At 60.8% G+C, this 15141-nt stretch carries 14 protein-coding genes; 13 read left to right on the top strand and 1 reads right to left on the bottom strand.

Going from position 1 to position 15141, the window contains the following annotated elements; genetic code table 11:
• Positions 1 to 6 precede the first annotated feature (6 nt).
• The gene (locus ACZ5TH_RS06630) at positions 7 to 1353 is read left to right on the top strand and encodes a DEAD/DEAH box helicase (protein WP_464793348.1); all 1347 of its coding nucleotides are present in this window, start codon (positions 7 to 9) and stop codon (positions 1351 to 1353) included.
• A gap of 45 nt (positions 1354 to 1398) precedes the next feature.
• Here ACZ5TH_RS06630 and radC read toward each other — a convergent pair whose 3' ends face one another.
• Complete coding sequence (gene radC / locus ACZ5TH_RS06625; protein WP_449473294.1) at positions 1399 to 2094, bottom strand: RadC family protein; 696 nt, start codon at positions 2092 to 2094, stop codon at positions 1399 to 1401.
• 130 nt (positions 2095 to 2224) lie between these two features.
• On the opposite strand from radC, the gene ACZ5TH_RS06620 reads away from it, so the two are divergent.
• The 12 genes from ACZ5TH_RS06620 (at position 2225) to ACZ5TH_RS06565 (ending at position 15127) form a co-directional block, all read left to right on the top strand.
• A complete protein-coding gene (locus ACZ5TH_RS06620) occupies positions 2225 to 5446 on the top strand; it encodes an intermembrane phospholipid transport protein YdbH family protein (RefSeq protein WP_464793347.1) in 3222 nt (1073 codons plus the stop codon).
• Positions 5443 to 5631: a YnbE family lipoprotein gene (locus tag ACZ5TH_RS06615; RefSeq protein WP_196225806.1), complete on the top strand. Its 189-nt coding sequence runs from the start codon at positions 5443 to 5445 to the stop codon at positions 5629 to 5631. The genes ACZ5TH_RS06620 and ACZ5TH_RS06615 overlap by 4 nt, the downstream gene beginning before the upstream one ends.
• Positions 5628 to 6029: a DUF1318 domain-containing protein gene (locus ACZ5TH_RS06610; protein WP_464793346.1), complete on the top strand. Its 402-nt coding sequence runs from the start codon at positions 5628 to 5630 to the stop codon at positions 6027 to 6029. Before ACZ5TH_RS06615 ends, ACZ5TH_RS06610 begins: the two co-directional genes overlap by 4 nt.
• 174 nt (positions 6030 to 6203) lie before the next feature.
• Entirely contained in the window at positions 6204 to 6527 is a 324-nt protein-coding gene (locus tag ACZ5TH_RS06605; protein ID WP_449473288.1) for an AtpZ/AtpI family protein, read from the top strand.
• A 46-nt stretch (positions 6528 to 6573) separates the two neighbouring features.
• Positions 6574 to 7359, top strand: a complete 786-nt coding sequence (locus ACZ5TH_RS06600) for a F0F1 ATP synthase subunit A (protein WP_196225809.1) — start codon at positions 6574 to 6576, stop codon at positions 7357 to 7359.
• Positions 7360 to 7413: 54 nt separating this feature from the next.
• Positions 7414 to 7641, top strand: coding sequence for a F0F1 ATP synthase subunit C (locus ACZ5TH_RS06595; RefSeq protein WP_021240110.1), 228 nt, complete (start codon positions 7414 to 7416; stop codon positions 7639 to 7641).
• Between the two features lie 85 nt (positions 7642 to 7726).
• Positions 7727 to 8221 (top strand): F0F1 ATP synthase subunit B family protein, encoded by a 495-nt coding sequence (locus tag ACZ5TH_RS06590; RefSeq protein ID WP_460986071.1) that lies wholly within the window; start codon positions 7727 to 7729, stop codon positions 8219 to 8221.
• The gene (locus ACZ5TH_RS06585) at positions 8214 to 8828 is read left to right on the top strand and encodes a F0F1 ATP synthase subunit B family protein (protein WP_464793345.1); all 615 of its coding nucleotides are present in this window, start codon (positions 8214 to 8216) and stop codon (positions 8826 to 8828) included. The genes ACZ5TH_RS06590 and ACZ5TH_RS06585 overlap by 8 nt, the downstream gene beginning before the upstream one ends.
• Before the next feature lie 477 nt (positions 8829 to 9305).
• Positions 9306 to 11222, top strand: a complete 1917-nt coding sequence (gene uvrC, locus ACZ5TH_RS06580) for an excinuclease ABC subunit UvrC (RefSeq protein ID WP_464793344.1) — start codon at positions 9306 to 9308, stop codon at positions 11220 to 11222.
• Positions 11223 to 11585: 363 nt separating this feature from the next.
• Positions 11586 to 13244: a sensor histidine kinase gene (locus tag ACZ5TH_RS06575; RefSeq protein ID WP_464793343.1), complete on the top strand. Its 1659-nt coding sequence runs from the start codon at positions 11586 to 11588 to the stop codon at positions 13242 to 13244.
• Between the two features lie 218 nt (positions 13245 to 13462).
• Positions 13463 to 14245: a DUF2569 family protein gene (locus ACZ5TH_RS06570; RefSeq protein ID WP_464793342.1), complete on the top strand. Its 783-nt coding sequence runs from the start codon at positions 13463 to 13465 to the stop codon at positions 14243 to 14245.
• Between the two features lie 696 nt (positions 14246 to 14941).
• The gene (locus ACZ5TH_RS06565; RefSeq protein ID WP_464793341.1) at positions 14942 to 15127 is read left to right on the top strand and encodes a Flp family type IVb pilin; all 186 of its coding nucleotides are present in this window, start codon (positions 14942 to 14944) and stop codon (positions 15125 to 15127) included.
• Positions 15128 to 15141 lie beyond the last annotated feature (14 nt).

Genomic DNA, 15141 nt, shown 5'->3' with positions numbered 1-15141 from the left:
AATTGAATGACTTTTGCCGATCTCGGCCTTTCCGATGAACTGTTGAAGGCCGTTAACGAGGCCGGATACGATACGCCCACGCCGATTCAGGCGCAGGCGATCCCCCCCGTACTGATGATGAAGGACATTATCGGCATCGCGCAGACGGGGACGGGCAAGACTGCCAGCTTCGTTTTGCCGATGATCGACATTCTGGCTCATGGCCGGGCTCGTGCGTTGATGCCGCGTTCGCTCATTTTGGAGCCGACGCGCGAATTGGCGGCGCAGGTTGCCGAGAATTTCGAGAAATACGGGAAATATCACAAGCTCAACATGGCGCTGCTGATCGGCGGCGTGCAAATGGGCGATCAGCTCAAGGCCCTGGAAAAGGGCGTCGATGTGCTGATCGCCACGCCGGGCCGACTGATGGACCTGTTCCAGCGCGGCAAGATATTGCTGAACGGCTGTTCGATGCTGGTCATCGATGAAGCTGACCGCATGCTGGACATGGGGTTCATCCCGGACATTGAGGAGATCTGCACCAAATTGCCTTCGCAGCGGCAGACACTGCTGTTTTCAGCGACCATGCCCGCGCCGATCAAGAAGCTGGCGGATCGGTTCCTCAGCAATCCCAAGTCGATTGAAGTGGCGCGGCCGGCGACCGCCTCCACCAACATCACCCAGAGGCTGGTGAAGGTTGATTCGCGCAAGAAGCGCGAAGCCCTGCGCGCGATGCTGGAGCAGGAGGAAGTGCTGAGCGCGGTAATCTTCTGCAACCGCAAGACCACGGTTCGTGAACTGAACAAGAGCCTACAGCGCTACGGTTTCAAGTCGGGCGAGATTCATGGAGATATCGATCAGTCTTCGCGAATTGCCGAACTGGAGCGATTCCGGGCGGGATCGGTGAATATCCTGGTAGCGTCCGATGTCGCTGCGCGTGGGCTGGATATCAAGGGCGTCAGCCACGTCTTCAATTTCGATGCGCCGTGGCATCCCGATGACTATGTCCATCGCATTGGCCGTACTGGGCGTGCGGGGGCATCGGGTGTCGCCTATACCTTTGTGACCCCGGAAGATGCCGAGGCGATCGATAATATTCAGAAGCTGATCGGGCAGAAGATTGAAACGATCGACACCCCCGCTGCCGCCGCTGCAAAGGTGGATAAGGCCGAAGAGCCGCGCCGGAATAGCGAGCGGAAGGTGGAGCGTAAGCCCGCCAAGCGCAAGGACGACGAACGGCGGGAAGAGCCTCGTCCTGCCCGCCAGCAGGATAATGGTTCAAAGTCGCGCCGCGCCGATGTTCGGGATGAAGGTCCGGATGACGGCTGGAACGGACCTGTGCCTGAATTTCTTTCGGTGGGGTTCGAGGGTTAGGACGTCCGTGGAACGTCCTTCCTGCCGGTAGTAAGAAGGACGGCCCTACAATAGCCCCATCGCGCGCAGGCTGCTGTGTCCCTGCGATCCGATGATGATATGATCATGTACCGCGATATTGAGGCGCTTGCCCGCCTCTGCGATCTGGCGCGTGATTTCAATGTCCTGACGGCTGGGTTCGGGAGAACCGCTCGGGTGGTTGTGAACCAGGATCAGCGCTGATGAGCCAAGGTCGATGGCGCGGCGTATGACTTCGCGCGTGTAGATGGCGGCCTGGTCGATCGACCCGTCGCCCATATGTTCGTCGCGGATCAGCATGTTGCGGCTGTTGAGGTGAAGCACGCGGACGCGCTCCACCGGGAGATAGGCCATGTCGGCCCGCAGATAATCGAGTAGGGCTTGCCAGCTTGCAAGGACCGGACGCTGTGACACCTCATTGCGGAGCATGCGCAGAAGGGTGGCATGCACGATCTTGACAGCGGCGATGCTGGTGTCGCCCATGCCGGGGACGCGCGCGATCGCCTGCCAATCGGCGGTCATCAAGCCGCCGATGCCGCCAAATTCACGCAGCAACGCCTTCGCGAGCGGCTTGGTATCGCGGCGGGGAATGGCAAGGGCCAGCAGATATTCGATAAGCTCATGATCGTGCAGCGCATCGCCGCCGCTTTCCGCCAGCTTCTGCCGAAGCCGGGCGCGATGCCCCACGCCGTCATGGCTGACCACAACTTCCCTGTCCGCCAATGCCTTATAATCCCCCGTTCAGAGAAATGGGCCTATGCGTTGCGCAAAAATCGGGCAAGGATATTTAGGGAGCGTCAGACGTTATGCAGGCGTTACGGATCGAGTGTGAAAGCCGGGGTTGGCCATAAGCATGGAAGTTGAGGACGGCGAAGAGGGAGTTCGCCGCGGCTGGTTACGCTGGCTGGGCGTAGGGACGGGGTCTCTGGCGCTGATCCTTGTTGCGTTGTGGACCCAGCGAGCGCCGATCGCGGAAAATTTCATTGGGCGGGAGATGAACCGGCGCGGCGTCCAGGCAAGCTATGACCTGAAGGACATTGGCCTGCGCACCCAGCGTATCGAGAATATTGTCCTTGGCGATCCGGCGAATCCCGATCTGACTGCCCTGTGGGTGGAAGTGGATCTGGCCTTCACAGGCCTGTCCCCGCATGTCGCGGCTGTGAGGGCAGGCGGCGTGCGGCTGCACGGTTCTTATCGTGATGGGGTGCTCCGGCTCGGAGAATTGGACAAGTTCCGCGATCCTGCGTCTAAGGCGCCGTTCAGTCTACCGGACATCGTCCTCGCGCTGCGCGATGCGCGCATGCGGCTTGAGACCGACGCCGGAGTGGTCGGCATGCAGATCGACGGCAAGGGTAATCTAAGGTCGGGCTTCGACGGCCGCCTTGCCGCTGCCATGCCACGGGCGGCGTTCGCGGGGTGCAACGTGGCGGGCATGACCGCCTTGCTGGATGTCGCGATAAGGAATGAGCGGCCGCATTTGGTTGGACCGGCGCAGGCGACGGCTCTTGGATGCAGGAGCAGCGCGACCGGCGCGGCGAAGCCGAGAGCGGACATGGATGTCTGGATCGGCAAGGCCCTGGATCGGTGGAACGGCCATGTCGTGCTGGGAGCCGAGGCGTTGAAGTCCTCTGGCATGGTGCTGGCGAAGCCCGTCGGTCGGATCGACTTTGATGGCAATGCGTTGGCGATGGCTGGCCGTGCGCGGATCGGCGCGGCGGCACTGGGTATGGCGGGTCTCAAGGCAGGTCAGTCGGAGATTGTCGGCGCTTGGAGCGTCGCAAAAGGTAAGTCACAGGCCAGCGGGCGTTTGTCGGCGCATCAACTGAGCCTTCCCGGACGTGATCCTCTGGTGGGATTGAAGCGGTCTGCGGCGGGCACGCCTCTGGCGCCGCTGGCCGAACGGCTGGCCGATGCGGTGCGCCGCGCGGGGGAGGATAATGTGCTGCGAACCAGCCTGGCCTTCGCGCAGAGCGGCCAGGGTGGGAGCGTGGTGCTGACGAACAGTAGATTCGAATCGCGCAGCGGCGCGCGTGTGACGATTCCCGGTGATGGCAGGGTGACCATTGCCTGGCCGGGCAAGGCGGGAGCAGCTGTCGACTGGGCGCTGGATGGCGCGCTCACGACGGACGGGGGTGGGCTACCGAAGGCTGCACTGCGGCTGGCACGGCGGCCGCGTGGCGGATTGGGTGGGCAGCTTTTTATCGACCCATATGCCGCTCGCGACGCCAGGCTGGCGCTCGACCCTGTACGTTTTACCGCCGGACCTCGGGGAGATACGCTCTTTTCAACAGTGGCAAGGCTGGACGGCCCACTGCCCGGCGGACGTCTGCGCGGGCTTGTGGTGCCGGTTGCGGGACAGCTGAATGCTGATGGCTCGATAGCCATCAACCGACGCTGCGTGCCGTTGGCGTTGGAGGAGGCGCGCTACGGCAGCTTTTCGGTTGGGCGAACCCGGCAGACGCTGTGTCCAATCGGCGGTGGCGCTCTGGTGGCGACGGGGCCGGGCGGGGTGAGCGCGGGGGCCGAGATTCGCAATCTCGACCTGCGAGGACGTAGCGGCCAGAGTCCGATGCGGCTGTCGGCGGAGCGGGCAAGGGTCGCCATCGGGCAGGAGGGCTTTTCGCTATCTCGGGCGGAACTGGCGATCGGGCCTGAAGCATCTCCGGTACGGCTGGTCGCGCAAACGCTGACCGGCCGGGCTACGGCACAGGGTCTGGCGGGAAGGCTGGCAGGGACCAACGCGCGAATCGGTTCCGTTCCGCTGATCGTGGAGGATGGCGCGGGCGAATGGAGCTTCGCCCAAGGAGTGTTGAAGCTCGCCGCGTCGGTGATGGTGCGCGATGCCCAGACGCCGGGACGGTTCGAGCCGTTGAAGGTGCCGGACTTCGCGCTCAGCTTGCGGGACGGCCGAATCCTGGCGACAGGAACGTTGCGGGCGCCGCGCAACGATGCCTTGGTGGCGCGTGCGGACATCGCGCATGATCTGGGCTCCGGCCGGGGCAACGCCGACCTGACCGTGCCGGGGTTGGTGTTCGGTCCCAATTTGCAGCCAGAGGACGTGACCCGCCTGGCGCTGGGAGTTGTCGCCAACGTCAATGCGACGGTAACGGGCGAGGGATATATCCGATGGAACGGCACGGATGTGACCAGCGATGGCGTGTTCCGCACCGATAACGCCAAGCTGGCGGCGGCGTTCGGTCCCGTCGAGGGAATGACCGGCGAATTGCGCTTTACCGATCTGCTGGGGCTGGTGAGTGCGCCGGGGCAGGAAATGCGGATGAGGATGGTCAATCCTGGCGTCGAAGTGCGCGATGGCCTTGTCCGCTACCGGCTGGAGCCTGGGCAGAAGGTCCGCATCGAGGGCGGCGGCTGGCCCTTTTCCGGAGGGCAACTGGTTCTGTTGCCCACGACGATGGACTTCAGCGCGGATGTGGACCGCTATCTGACGTTCCGCGTCATCGGCATTGATGCGGGCGCCTTCATCCAGACGATGGAGCTTGAGAATATATCGGCCACAGGCACGTTCGACGGCATCATGCCGCTGATCTTCAATGCCCAGGGCGGGCGCGTCGCGGGGGGCGTGCTGACCGCAAGGCAGCAGGGGATGCCGCCGCTCATCATGCCCGAAGGGGTGCTGCCCACGGTGCCGTGCGATCCCAACCGCCAGTCGGGGACGCTGTCCTATGTCGGCCCGGTTTCGAACGAGCAATTGGGCGTGATGGGCAAGCTGGCCTTCGACGCGCTCAAGAATATGCAATATAAATGCCTCACCATCCTGATGGACGGCGCGCTGGATGGAGAGATGGTGACCAATGTCGTGTTCAACGGCGTCAACCGGGGGAAGCTGGGCGATGTTCCGGCGGGTATGGCGCGCAACCTGACCGGATTGCCCTTCATCTTCAATGTGCGCATCGCGGCGCCATTTCGCGGCCTGCTGGGCACGGCAAAATCCTTCATCGATCCCACTATGCTTATCCAGAACAGCATAGGGGATCAGATGCAGGAGAAGATTCGCCAAGGGATTGCAGTTAACCCTGCGGAAAGCGACACTGTGAGAAACAGGGAACAGAAATGAAGACACAAGCTATCTTTGCGGCGGGTTTCGCCGGTTTGGCCCTGACGGGCTGCATCCAGGTGAAGGCACCGGACAAGCCGATCGAAATCAACCTGAATGTAAAGGTGCAGCAGGAGGTCGTCGTACGCCTTCAGCGCGATGCACAGGATCTTATCCAGAATAACCCGGAGTTGTTCCCGCAATGACACGCAAGCTTTTGATGATCGTCGCAGGTGCCGCCGTCGTGCTGGCCACGGGCCTTGTCGCGAGCGCGCCCGCTCGCGCGCAGTCGGGCGCGGTTGCCGCTGCAATGGCGGAGGGCGCCGTGGGCGAGCAGGCGGACGGCTATCTGGGCATCGCTGGATCGGTGAGCGCGGCGGTGCGATCGGAAGTCGAATCGATCAACATCAAGCGGCGCGCGGCCTACACCGACCTTGCCAGCAAGCGAGGCGTCACGGTTCAGGATATGGCGGCAGCTACGGGTTGCCAGACATTGAGCAACCGCGTGAAGCAGGGCCAGGTTTATCGCGTGGGCGCGGGACCCTGGCAAACCAAGGGCGCCGGGCCGATCGCCCTGCCGACCTATTGCGCGACCGCAGGGTAATTACGCGACTGCGGGGAGTTTCGCCGCCGCGTCCGGTGGAAGCGCAATTCTCCTGTCCAACGATGGTTGACTATCCCGAAAGCCCTTTCTAAACGGGCCGCGCCTTGACGGGTGCAACCGCACGCGCCATGCCGCCTGACGTTGGCTTATCTGCCTGAACGAAAAGGAACGGCCATGACGCAGGATGTGCCCGGGCAAGACCCGGCAAATGAGGACGAGCGCATCACTTCCCTTGAGGAGCGGATCGCGAAGGCCGAACGAGCCGAAAAGGTCAGACAGGGGACCACTAAGCAACAGGGCGATGATGGATCGCGCCTGGGCAACAGGGTTCTCGCAGAACTGATCGGCGGTCTTGCCGGTGGTGCCGTGGTTGGTGGGACTTTGGACTACTTTCTGCGAACATCCCCTTGGCTCCTGCTGGCGTTCCTCGGTCTTGGGATCGTGGTTGCTTTCAGGAACATCATCAGATTGACGACGACGAAGCGTCCCGGCGAATAGGGGCGCTTTTATCTTAGTCCGAATACCAGACGTTACAGGGGTCAACGTGGCAGAATCCGGCAAAATCGATCCGATGCACCAGTTTGCGATCGAACCGCTGTTCGGTACGGATCACTTGTCGCTTGGCGGCTTCAACATCGCTTTCACCAACAGCGCGCTCTACATGGTGGCTGCTGCTGTGGTGCTGTGGATTTTCGTGATCGGCGGCATGAAGCGTGAGCTGGTGCCCGGCCGCTGGCAGATGGCGGTCGAATATATGACCGGCTTCATCAAAAGCCTGCTGATCGCCAATGTGGGTGAAGGCGGCAAGAAGTATATTCCTTATGTCTTCTCGCTGTTCATGTTCATTTTGCTGGCGAACCTGCTTGGCCTGTTGCCGCTCGGCCTGATCGGTCTGCATCCCTTCACCTTCACCAGCCACTTCACGGCTACCGGCGTTCTCGCGATCCTGAGCTTCTCGATCGTGCTGATCGTCGGCTTCTGGAAGCATGGCCTGCACTTCTTCTCGCTGTTCGTGCCACATGGTACGCCGCTGCCGATGATCCCGGTGATCTTCCCGATCGAGCTGGTGTCCTTCATGGTGCGGCCGTTCAGTCTTGGCCTGCGACTGTTCGTCGCGATGACGGCGGGCCACGTGCTGCTCAAGGTGCTGGCCGGGTTCGTCATCAACAGCTCCAACGCGGGTGCCGGATATGGCCTGACGGTCGGTTCCGCCAGCTTCATCCTGATGATCGGCATCAGCGCCTTGGAAGTGCTGGTGGCGGTGATCCAGGCCTATGTGTTCGCGCTGCTGACTTCGGTTTATCTGAACGACGCCGAGAACCTCCACTAAGTTTCCACTATTTTTCCAACCATTTGTTCGAGTTTAGAAAAGGGAGTTTACGACATGGACGCAGAAGCCGCAAAGCTGCTCGGTGCTGGCCTGGCCGCGATTGGTGCGGGCCTCGCCTCGCTCGGTGTGGGCAACGTGTTCGCATCGTTCCTGGAAGGCGCGCTGCGCAATCCGGGCGCCGCTGACGGCCAGCAGGGCCGCCTGTTCATCGGTTTCGCCGCAGCCGAACTTCTGGGTCTGCTGGCGTTCGTTATCGCCATGATCCTGGTGTTCGTGGCCTGACAACCGCTTGGCGTGCGGGCAGGGCGGCTGTCGCCGTCCCGCCCGCACGCATGAATTGACGGCGCCCTGATCGGACGGACCTATAATGCCTCAAATCGCGCAAATTGCCGAAACCTATGCATCTCAGATTTTCTGGATGCTGCTGACATTCGGCTTTGTCTTCTTCGTCATAGGCCAGGGTATGGTCCCCAAGGTTCAGGCGACGGCCGACGCGCGCGACGCGAAGATCACAGGTGATCTGGACGCGGCCAAGGCTGCCTTCGCCCGCGCCGATGAGGCAGAGGCTGATTATCGCACCCGCGATGCGGAAAGCAGGGCTGCGGCCCAGGCAACGCTGGCCCGTGCGAAAGCGGAAGCTGCTAAGGCTTCCGAAGTGCAGCTTGCTGCCGCCGATGCTGAAATCGCCACGCGGATCGGCGCTGCCGAAGCCCGCATCCAGGCGGCCAGCCAGGCAGCGATGGCAGAGATTGAAACCGTCGCCGCCGAAGCGGCGCGCGACATGGTCGCTCGTATTTCCGGCGTGAATGCGTCGGACGAAGCGGCCCGCAACGCAGTAAAGGCGGCACTGGCCCATGGCTGAGGCAGCAGCACAGCATAGCGAAGGTACGCCTCCGCATCTTGACGACGCAATTCACTCCGAAGGGATGGAGCCGGTAGGCACCGTCGCGCATGAAGGTGTGGCGCCGCATACTGATCCGAAGGCCGTTGGCATGGACGCGACCGCCTGGGTCAGCCTGGCGATGGCGGTCTTCATCCTTATCCTCCTGATCAAGAAGGTGCCTGCGCTGATCGGCAATGTGCTCGACGGCCGGATCGCCCAGATCAAGGAACAGTTGGCGGAAGCTGCAAAGCTGCGCGCTGAGGCTGACGCGCTGAAGGCTGAATATGAGGCGAAGCTTGCCAATGCGGCTGGTGAAGCCGAAGCGATGCGCAAGTCGGCCGAGAGCGAAGCGGCAACGCTGCTCGAAGATGCCAAGGCCAATGCGGTAGCGCTGGTTGCCCGTCGCCAAAAGATGGCCGAGGACAAGATCGGTGCAGCGGAACGCTCTGCCATTGCGGGCATCCGTACAAAGGCAGTCAACGCTGCCACCAGCGCGGCTGCGACGCTGATCGCGCAGAATCATGACGCGGGCGCGGATCGGCAGTTGGTTGATAGCGCAATCAAGGGTCTTGGCTCCAACGTCTGAAGCTGACGATTTCGTCTTGAAAAGGGTCGATGCGGTTTGTCGCACCGGCCCTTTTTTATGTCTGGATGTGGATCGGCCTTGTGTGTTCCCAGCTAATATCTCGCGCGATGTGCCGACCATAGAAGATTGACCGGCAAGCCCGCTGTTGTCGATGACCATGCGGCATTGGGTGTCGCTCCTCTGCGTCCGGTTACGAGCAGTTTGAATATCGTGCACGCCGACGATTCCGATCTCGGAAACGATTCCCTGTCCATGCGGATGTCGCGCATCTCCGGTTGCCGAGGATCAAAGTCTCTACGATTATTTCCGGTCATCCGCGCTCCGATGTTGGAAGGGGGGGCGGATATCGCGGGCACCTAATCACGCGTGAACAAGGCCAAAGATGGTCAAGGTGGTCCGCGCTGATTTAGGCTCCAAGGTTCAGGAAGCGGCGCCCCAGCCATTGCGCTTGTCTGTGTCACCGCTATCTCTGCACCCATGTCGCATCCCCAATCTCCCGACCGTTTTCATGAGGACAAGGCCAGCTTCACCGTACGCGGAGCAGGCACGCCCGATATCGAGGCGGGCGTTGAGGCGATCCGTACCACCCTGAAAACTCTGCCGACGCGGCCGGGTGTTTACCGGATGCAGGATGCTCGCGGTGACGTTCTCTATGTTGGCAAGGCACGGGCGCTGCGCAATCGGGTGGCGAATTATACGCAGGTGGATCGCCTGCCAAAGCGATTGCAGCGCATGGTGGCGCAAACGCGGTCGATGACGATCGTGACGACTAACAGCGAGGCAGAGGCGCTACTGCTGGAAGCGCAACTGATCAAACGGTTCCGGCCGCCTTACAATGTGCTGTTGCGGGACGACAAAAGCTTCCCCTTCATCCTTTTGCGGGAAGATCATCATTTTCCTCGGGTCCAGAAACATCGTGGTGCGCGCAAATATAAGGGGCGCTATTATGGGCCGTTCGCCAGCGCGGGATCAGTGACGCGGACGATCAATGCGCTGCAAAAGCTGTTCCTGCTGCGAAGTTGCACGGACAGCTTCTTTGCGAACCGGTCGCGCCCCTGCCTTTTGTTTCAGATCAAGCGTTGTTCGGCGCCCTGTGTCCAGCGGATCGACGAGGCGGGCTATGCAGAGTTGGTGAAGGATGCGCAGGATTTCCTGGGCGGCAAATCGACTGCCGTGCAGAAGAAGCTGGGCGAGGCGATGCAGGCCGCTTCGGAAGCGATGGATTTCGAACAGGCCGCCGTTCTGCGCGACCGGCTTAAGGCGTTGACCTTCATTCAGGGTAGCCAGGCGATCAACGCCGAAGGGCTGGGCGATGCGGACATCTTCGCGCTGGCGACGAAGGGTGGTTCGATGTGCATCCAGGCTTTCTTCATTCGGGGCGGGCAGAATTGGGGACATCGCAGCTTCTTCCCTGTCCACACGGCTGAAGTGGCAGAAGATGAGGTGCTGGCGAGTTTCATGGCGCAATTTTACGAGGAAGTGCCGCCGCCTAAATTGATCCTGTCCGACCGCGCGCCGATGGAATGCGAACTGATGGCGCAGGCTCTGACGGAGCGGATCGGGTCCAAGGTACGGATCGAGGTTCCACAGCGCGGCGATCGGACGCGGCTGATCAAGCAGGCGCAGCGCAATGCGGTGGAGGCGCTCGACCGGCGGCTGGCCGAGACGACGACGCAGGCTAAGATTCTGGAAGAGATGGTCGAGACATTCGGGTTGGATGGCGTGCCTGACCGGATCGAGATTTATGACAACAGCCATATCCAGGGGAGCCATGCGCTGGGCGCGATGGTGGTCGCGGGGCCGGAAGGTTTCCGCAAGAACGCCTATCGCAAGTTCAACATGAAGAACCCCGAAACATCTAACGACGACTTCGCGATGATGCGGGAGATGTTTGAGCGGCGTTTCGGCCGGGCGGCGCGGGAAGATCCCGATCGCGATAGCGGGGAGTGGCCCGATCTGGTGCTGATCGATGGCGGCAAGGGGCAGTTGTCGGTGGCGCGGGCGATCCTGGAAGATTTGGGGATAGAGGATATCTGTATGATGGGTATCGCGAAGGGGCCGCATCATGGGCGTGATGGACGGGAAGTGTTCCATATGCCGGATGGGCGGGAGATTAGTTTTCCGATCAATCATCCCGTGCTGTTCTACCTTCAGCGATTGCGGGATGAGGCGCATCGTTTTGCGATCGGGGCGCACCGGCAGAAGCGGAGCAAGGCGATTTCGACCAGTTCGCTGGATGAGGTGCCGGGAATTGGTCCGTCGCGAAAGAGGGCGCTGCTGATGCATTTTGGAACGGCGAAGGCGGTGAAAAGTGCGGCGCTGGAAGATTTGCTGAAAGCGCCGGGCGTTTCGAAAGCGGTGGCGCAGCAGATTTTTGATTATTTTCATGGATGAGATGGCGAGAAGAATCATCTTCTGAAATCGTGTTTCGGTGTCGAAACAATCAACGGGGCATGTGATTGACTTTGCCCCTGATTTTTCCTGTTGCCCTTGCGTAATGAAGGTAGGCCTGCGATGGTCCGGTCAGACGCTGACAATCATGGCGCGGGTTCGGGAGAAGGGGTCGTGAAGAAGATGAGCTTTCGTTCATCGTCGCGGAGTGATTCCGCTAATTTACTACGTCCGTTGCAATCTATCATTGCTCTTGCCCGGATATATCATTTAGATTCACTTCACCCTTATTAAGTGAAATCAGAAGATACTTATCCGAAGACATATATCCAGTCCTATAAGATAGGCGGGCGGAGTTGTGAGAGCATGATCAGAAGACATGCCGAACTGCTGCGGACCTTGGGCAGGCGGCGTTCGTTCGCCCCGTCCGCGCTTCGGCCATGGCGCATGCTGGACGTCACGCGGCTTGTGCTCGCCAGCGTCTATGGCTTTGTTAGCTTTGTCTTCGCGACGCCCCGGTCCTGGGCGGAGGCCGTGGAGAACGGCATCATCGCCGCCATGCTGCTGCTGGCGGTGGGTGCGTTGATCCTGTCCGGGCGGTCCTGGGTCACGGAATTGCGCGTCCGCAAGCCGGTGGTGTGCCTGGACGCCATGCTGTTCCTCGCGCTGCTGGTCGTCACCAACGCATCGACCAGCCCCTATTTTCCCGGCAGCCTGTTCGTCGTGGTCGAGATCGCGCTGATCGTCCGGCGGCGCTTCCACCTGTTTGTAGGGGCGTTTGCAGCGATAACCGCGATGCTGATCGTGTGGGTGAATGATTGGGTCGCGGTTCCATCCGAACCGGATGCCGAGCGGGTTGCGTTGCGCGTCCTCTACCTTGCGGTGGTGATCACGGTGACGGGCATGTTGTTAGGCCCGCGCCGCGAAAAGCTGCTTCAGCAGGAGCGGGCAAGGAGGCTGACGGAAGGCAGCCTGACGCTGGCGAAGGGAGCGGCGGGCGCCTTTCTGTTGCAGGCGCTGAAGATCGCGACGGGCGGTGAAAATGGCGCGTTGCTGTTCCGTACCGCCAGCACGGAACCCTATCGTTTTGCATCAAGCCGTTCCGGCGACAGCATGCCGGAGGGCAGCGACACATTGCTGGCGGTGGAGACGGGATGGCATGACCGCCGCCGTGGCGCGTCGATCAGTCTTTCGCAGGACGGCGTCAGCCAGATCGAGCCTCTGACGCGGAGTGGTCGGGCCTGGGCGGTTCTGTTGGATGCCGAAACGGTGATGACGCTGCACGTTTCGCTGGGCACGTTCGAGGCAGTGGGCGCGGTTCAACTGGACGATCCGGCGCATGAGGATGTGGCGGCGATCGCCCAGCGGGTGTTCGAGAGCGCGTGCGAGGAACTGATGGTCCGCAATAGCCTGGACCTGGCCCATGTCATCGCAGGCGCGCGGGAGCGTGAGCGGTTGCAGCGGGAATTGCATGACAGCGTGCTGCAGGCGCTGGCCAGCATCCGTTATCAGGCCGCGCCGGTGCTGAATGGGACGGTAGAGGACGCCATTCCCGTGCTGCGCACTATCGATCAGATCGCGAAGGATCAGATCGGCACCATAAGATGGATCATTAATCCGGTTCGGGATGAGGATGATTTTGCCTATCTGCCGGAGACGCTGTCGATGGTCGTCCGGTCGCTGGCGCAGCAATGGGGCATCCAGTGCGACCTGCGCGTGGAGGAGGGCAATTGCGCCACCAGTGCGATGATCGGCCGGGAACTGAGCTTTGCCGTGCGCGAGATCGTCGCCAATGCGGTGCGCCATGCCGGAGCGCGGACGATGGAATTTTCCCTGCGACCGGCGGGCAACCGGATCGCGTTGCATGTGACGGATGACGGGGTGCCAAATCTGGCGAGGCTGGGGTCGACCGGCGCGGTGCAGTCGCGATCGTTGATGCGGCGGATACAGGGATTGGGGGGCGAGGTGTATTTGCACAATCTGGGCGGGCGGACGATGATTCAGATTACTGTGCCGCGGAAGTGAGGGGGTGGGGTTCGGTAGAGTGAACTGGGGTGACAGCGGGGCGTTGGAGTGACGTTGCGCGTTTTCCCCTCCACCAGCTTCGCTGGTCCCCCTCCCCATGCAGGCATGGGGAGGATTAAAGGGCAGAACCATTTGGGGGGCGGGGCGTTTTACCGTGAGTTAACCAGAATGATTGATAATCCGCCCTTCTAGTTGGCGGGGCGGAGGTCCGGGTTTCCATGGTGCGATTGGTTCAGGATCATCTTTACCGCAAGAGCGTGGCGCTGGTGCTGTCATTGCAGCTGAACCTGGAGCGCATAATTGCCGCCTGGGTGGTGATCGCGGCCTTTGCCTGCGGGCTGCGGTTGGCTTTTCCGGCTACACCCTATGCGGGAGTTCCCTGGGCGAGCGAAGCGGGGCTGTTGCCCTATCTGCTGGTTGTAGGCGCGCCGGTGGCCACGCTGCTGCTGGGCCTGAAGCTGTTTCCGGCTGGGCGCGTGCATGCGCAGCCGAGCTTTCGGCTGGCGAAGGTCGGCCGGTGGCGCAAGATCGACTGCCTGAAGGCGCGTGAGATGTCGCAGTTCGGACTATATGGCGTGATGGCGTCGCTATTGCTGGGCATCGCGCTCAACGTGCCGGTGCGGACGCTGGAGTTTTTGAGCGCCGTGCCTGCGCTGGGCAGCTATGCGCCGACATGGTTCGTCAGCCTGTATGCGGTGATGCTGGCGGATGTGGTGCTGCTGTCCTGCCTATACATGTTCGCCTTTGCCATGGCGTTGCGCATGGCGCCGCTATTCCCCCGCTTTCTGGTGATGGTGTGGGGCGTGGACCTGATGGCGCAATTGGGCATTGCGCAGTTGGTGGCGCGCATCGGGGATGTGCCCCATGCCGTTGAGTTGGCGCTGGTCGATTTGCTGAGCGGCAATATCAAGAAGGTGCTGATCAGCGCGGCTCTATGGCTGCCCTATCTGCTGCTGTCGGAGCGGGTGAACGTGACTTTTCGCAACCGGGTGAGCGCCTGAAAGCGTTCGGGGTGATCCCGAACTGATCGGATGGTTCGGCAGGGCAGGGAGCCGGGCCGAGTCGTTTTCCAAAAAATGCTGGTGATTCGCGGGCCGTAAGGCGCGGCGGGTTGTTGCTGATTCGCGATGGAGCGTGAGGGGCGCCGCCGAGCGGCGGTGCAAGGCTGTACCCTTAAAAGGTGACAGGGCGGAATGGTTGGTGGAGCTATTGGCGGCGAGGATGTGGTCCAACGGATCACCAAGAGCCATGGATATATATCGTTAATTAGGCCTTTATACTGCTAAGAAGCAAAACTATAGATTTGCATTATTCGTGGTTTTATTGTTATTTGTCCAAGATATATTGGTAGAAACGGTAAAATGCCTAAAAGTAAATGGGCGAATTTCTGTAGATTTCAAGCGGTATATAACCAAGGATATATTAAGCAATTCGGCAGAGTTACTTGAAAAGTCGGATATGGAAATCAAAAATGGTTAACAGAAAATTGCCGTAAAACATTGTAAAATATGGTCTTTTTTTACCATGTTGACTTGCATCAGCTTTGAGCCAATTTGGGGACAAGTTCTACGGGAACTGCCCAACTGCCTGGCGAGTGGAGAAACCACTGCTGGGGTCGCCAGGTGGCAAAGGCCCCTCCGCAGAACTGTGCGAGAGCAGCCGGGAAAATGGTTTCCGGTCAAATAGGGGTAAAAGACATGACTTTTTTCAAGACACTCTGGTGCGACCAGAGCGGCGCTTCGGCGGCCGAATATGCGTTGATCCTTGCCATTGTTGGCACCGGCATTGCGTTGGCGGCCTTCAATCTTGGTGGGGCGATCAAAGGCGCCATGTTCAAGGCAACCAATTGCATTTCCAACGGCAGCACAAGTGGTGCCTGCTAAGTTAAAGGATCGAG

The sequence above is a fragment of the Sphingobium sp. TomTYG73 genome (assembly GCF_055394245.1).
The sequence above is the reverse complement of the archived record's forward strand: the minus strand, read 5'-3'. Positions and strand labels throughout refer to the sequence as shown.

Bases quoted from the DNA above. Each gene is read 5' to 3' on its own strand.
- ACZ5TH_RS06620 (WP_464793347.1), top strand. From the start codon at position 2,225: ATGGAAGTTGAGGACGGCGAAGAGGGAGTTCGCCGCGGCTGGTTACGC.
- ACZ5TH_RS06585 (WP_464793345.1), top strand. From the start codon at position 8,214: ATGGCTGAGGCAGCAGCACAGCATAGCGAAGGTACGCCTCCGCATCTT.
- ACZ5TH_RS06565 (WP_464793341.1), top strand. From the start codon at position 14,942: ATGACTTTTTTCAAGACACTCTGGTGCGACCAGAGCGGCGCTTCGGCG.
- ACZ5TH_RS06610 (WP_464793346.1), top strand. From the start codon at position 5,628: ATGACACGCAAGCTTTTGATGATCGTCGCAGGTGCCGCCGTCGTGCTG.
- uvrC (WP_464793344.1), top strand. From the start codon at position 9,306: ATGTCGCATCCCCAATCTCCCGACCGTTTTCATGAGGACAAGGCCAGC.
- ACZ5TH_RS06630 (WP_464793348.1), top strand. From the start codon at position 7: ATGACTTTTGCCGATCTCGGCCTTTCCGATGAACTGTTGAAGGCCGTT.
- ACZ5TH_RS06575 (WP_464793343.1), top strand. From the start codon at position 11,586: ATGATCAGAAGACATGCCGAACTGCTGCGGACCTTGGGCAGGCGGCGT.
- ACZ5TH_RS06570 (WP_464793342.1), top strand. From the start codon at position 13,463: ATGGTGCGATTGGTTCAGGATCATCTTTACCGCAAGAGCGTGGCGCTG.
- ACZ5TH_RS06590 (WP_460986071.1), top strand. From the start codon at position 7,727: ATGCCTCAAATCGCGCAAATTGCCGAAACCTATGCATCTCAGATTTTC.
- ACZ5TH_RS06615 (WP_196225806.1), top strand. From the start codon at position 5,443: ATGAAGACACAAGCTATCTTTGCGGCGGGTTTCGCCGGTTTGGCCCTG.
- ACZ5TH_RS06605 (WP_449473288.1), top strand. From the start codon at position 6,204: ATGACGCAGGATGTGCCCGGGCAAGACCCGGCAAATGAGGACGAGCGC.
- ACZ5TH_RS06595 (WP_021240110.1), top strand. From the start codon at position 7,414: ATGGACGCAGAAGCCGCAAAGCTGCTCGGTGCTGGCCTGGCCGCGATT.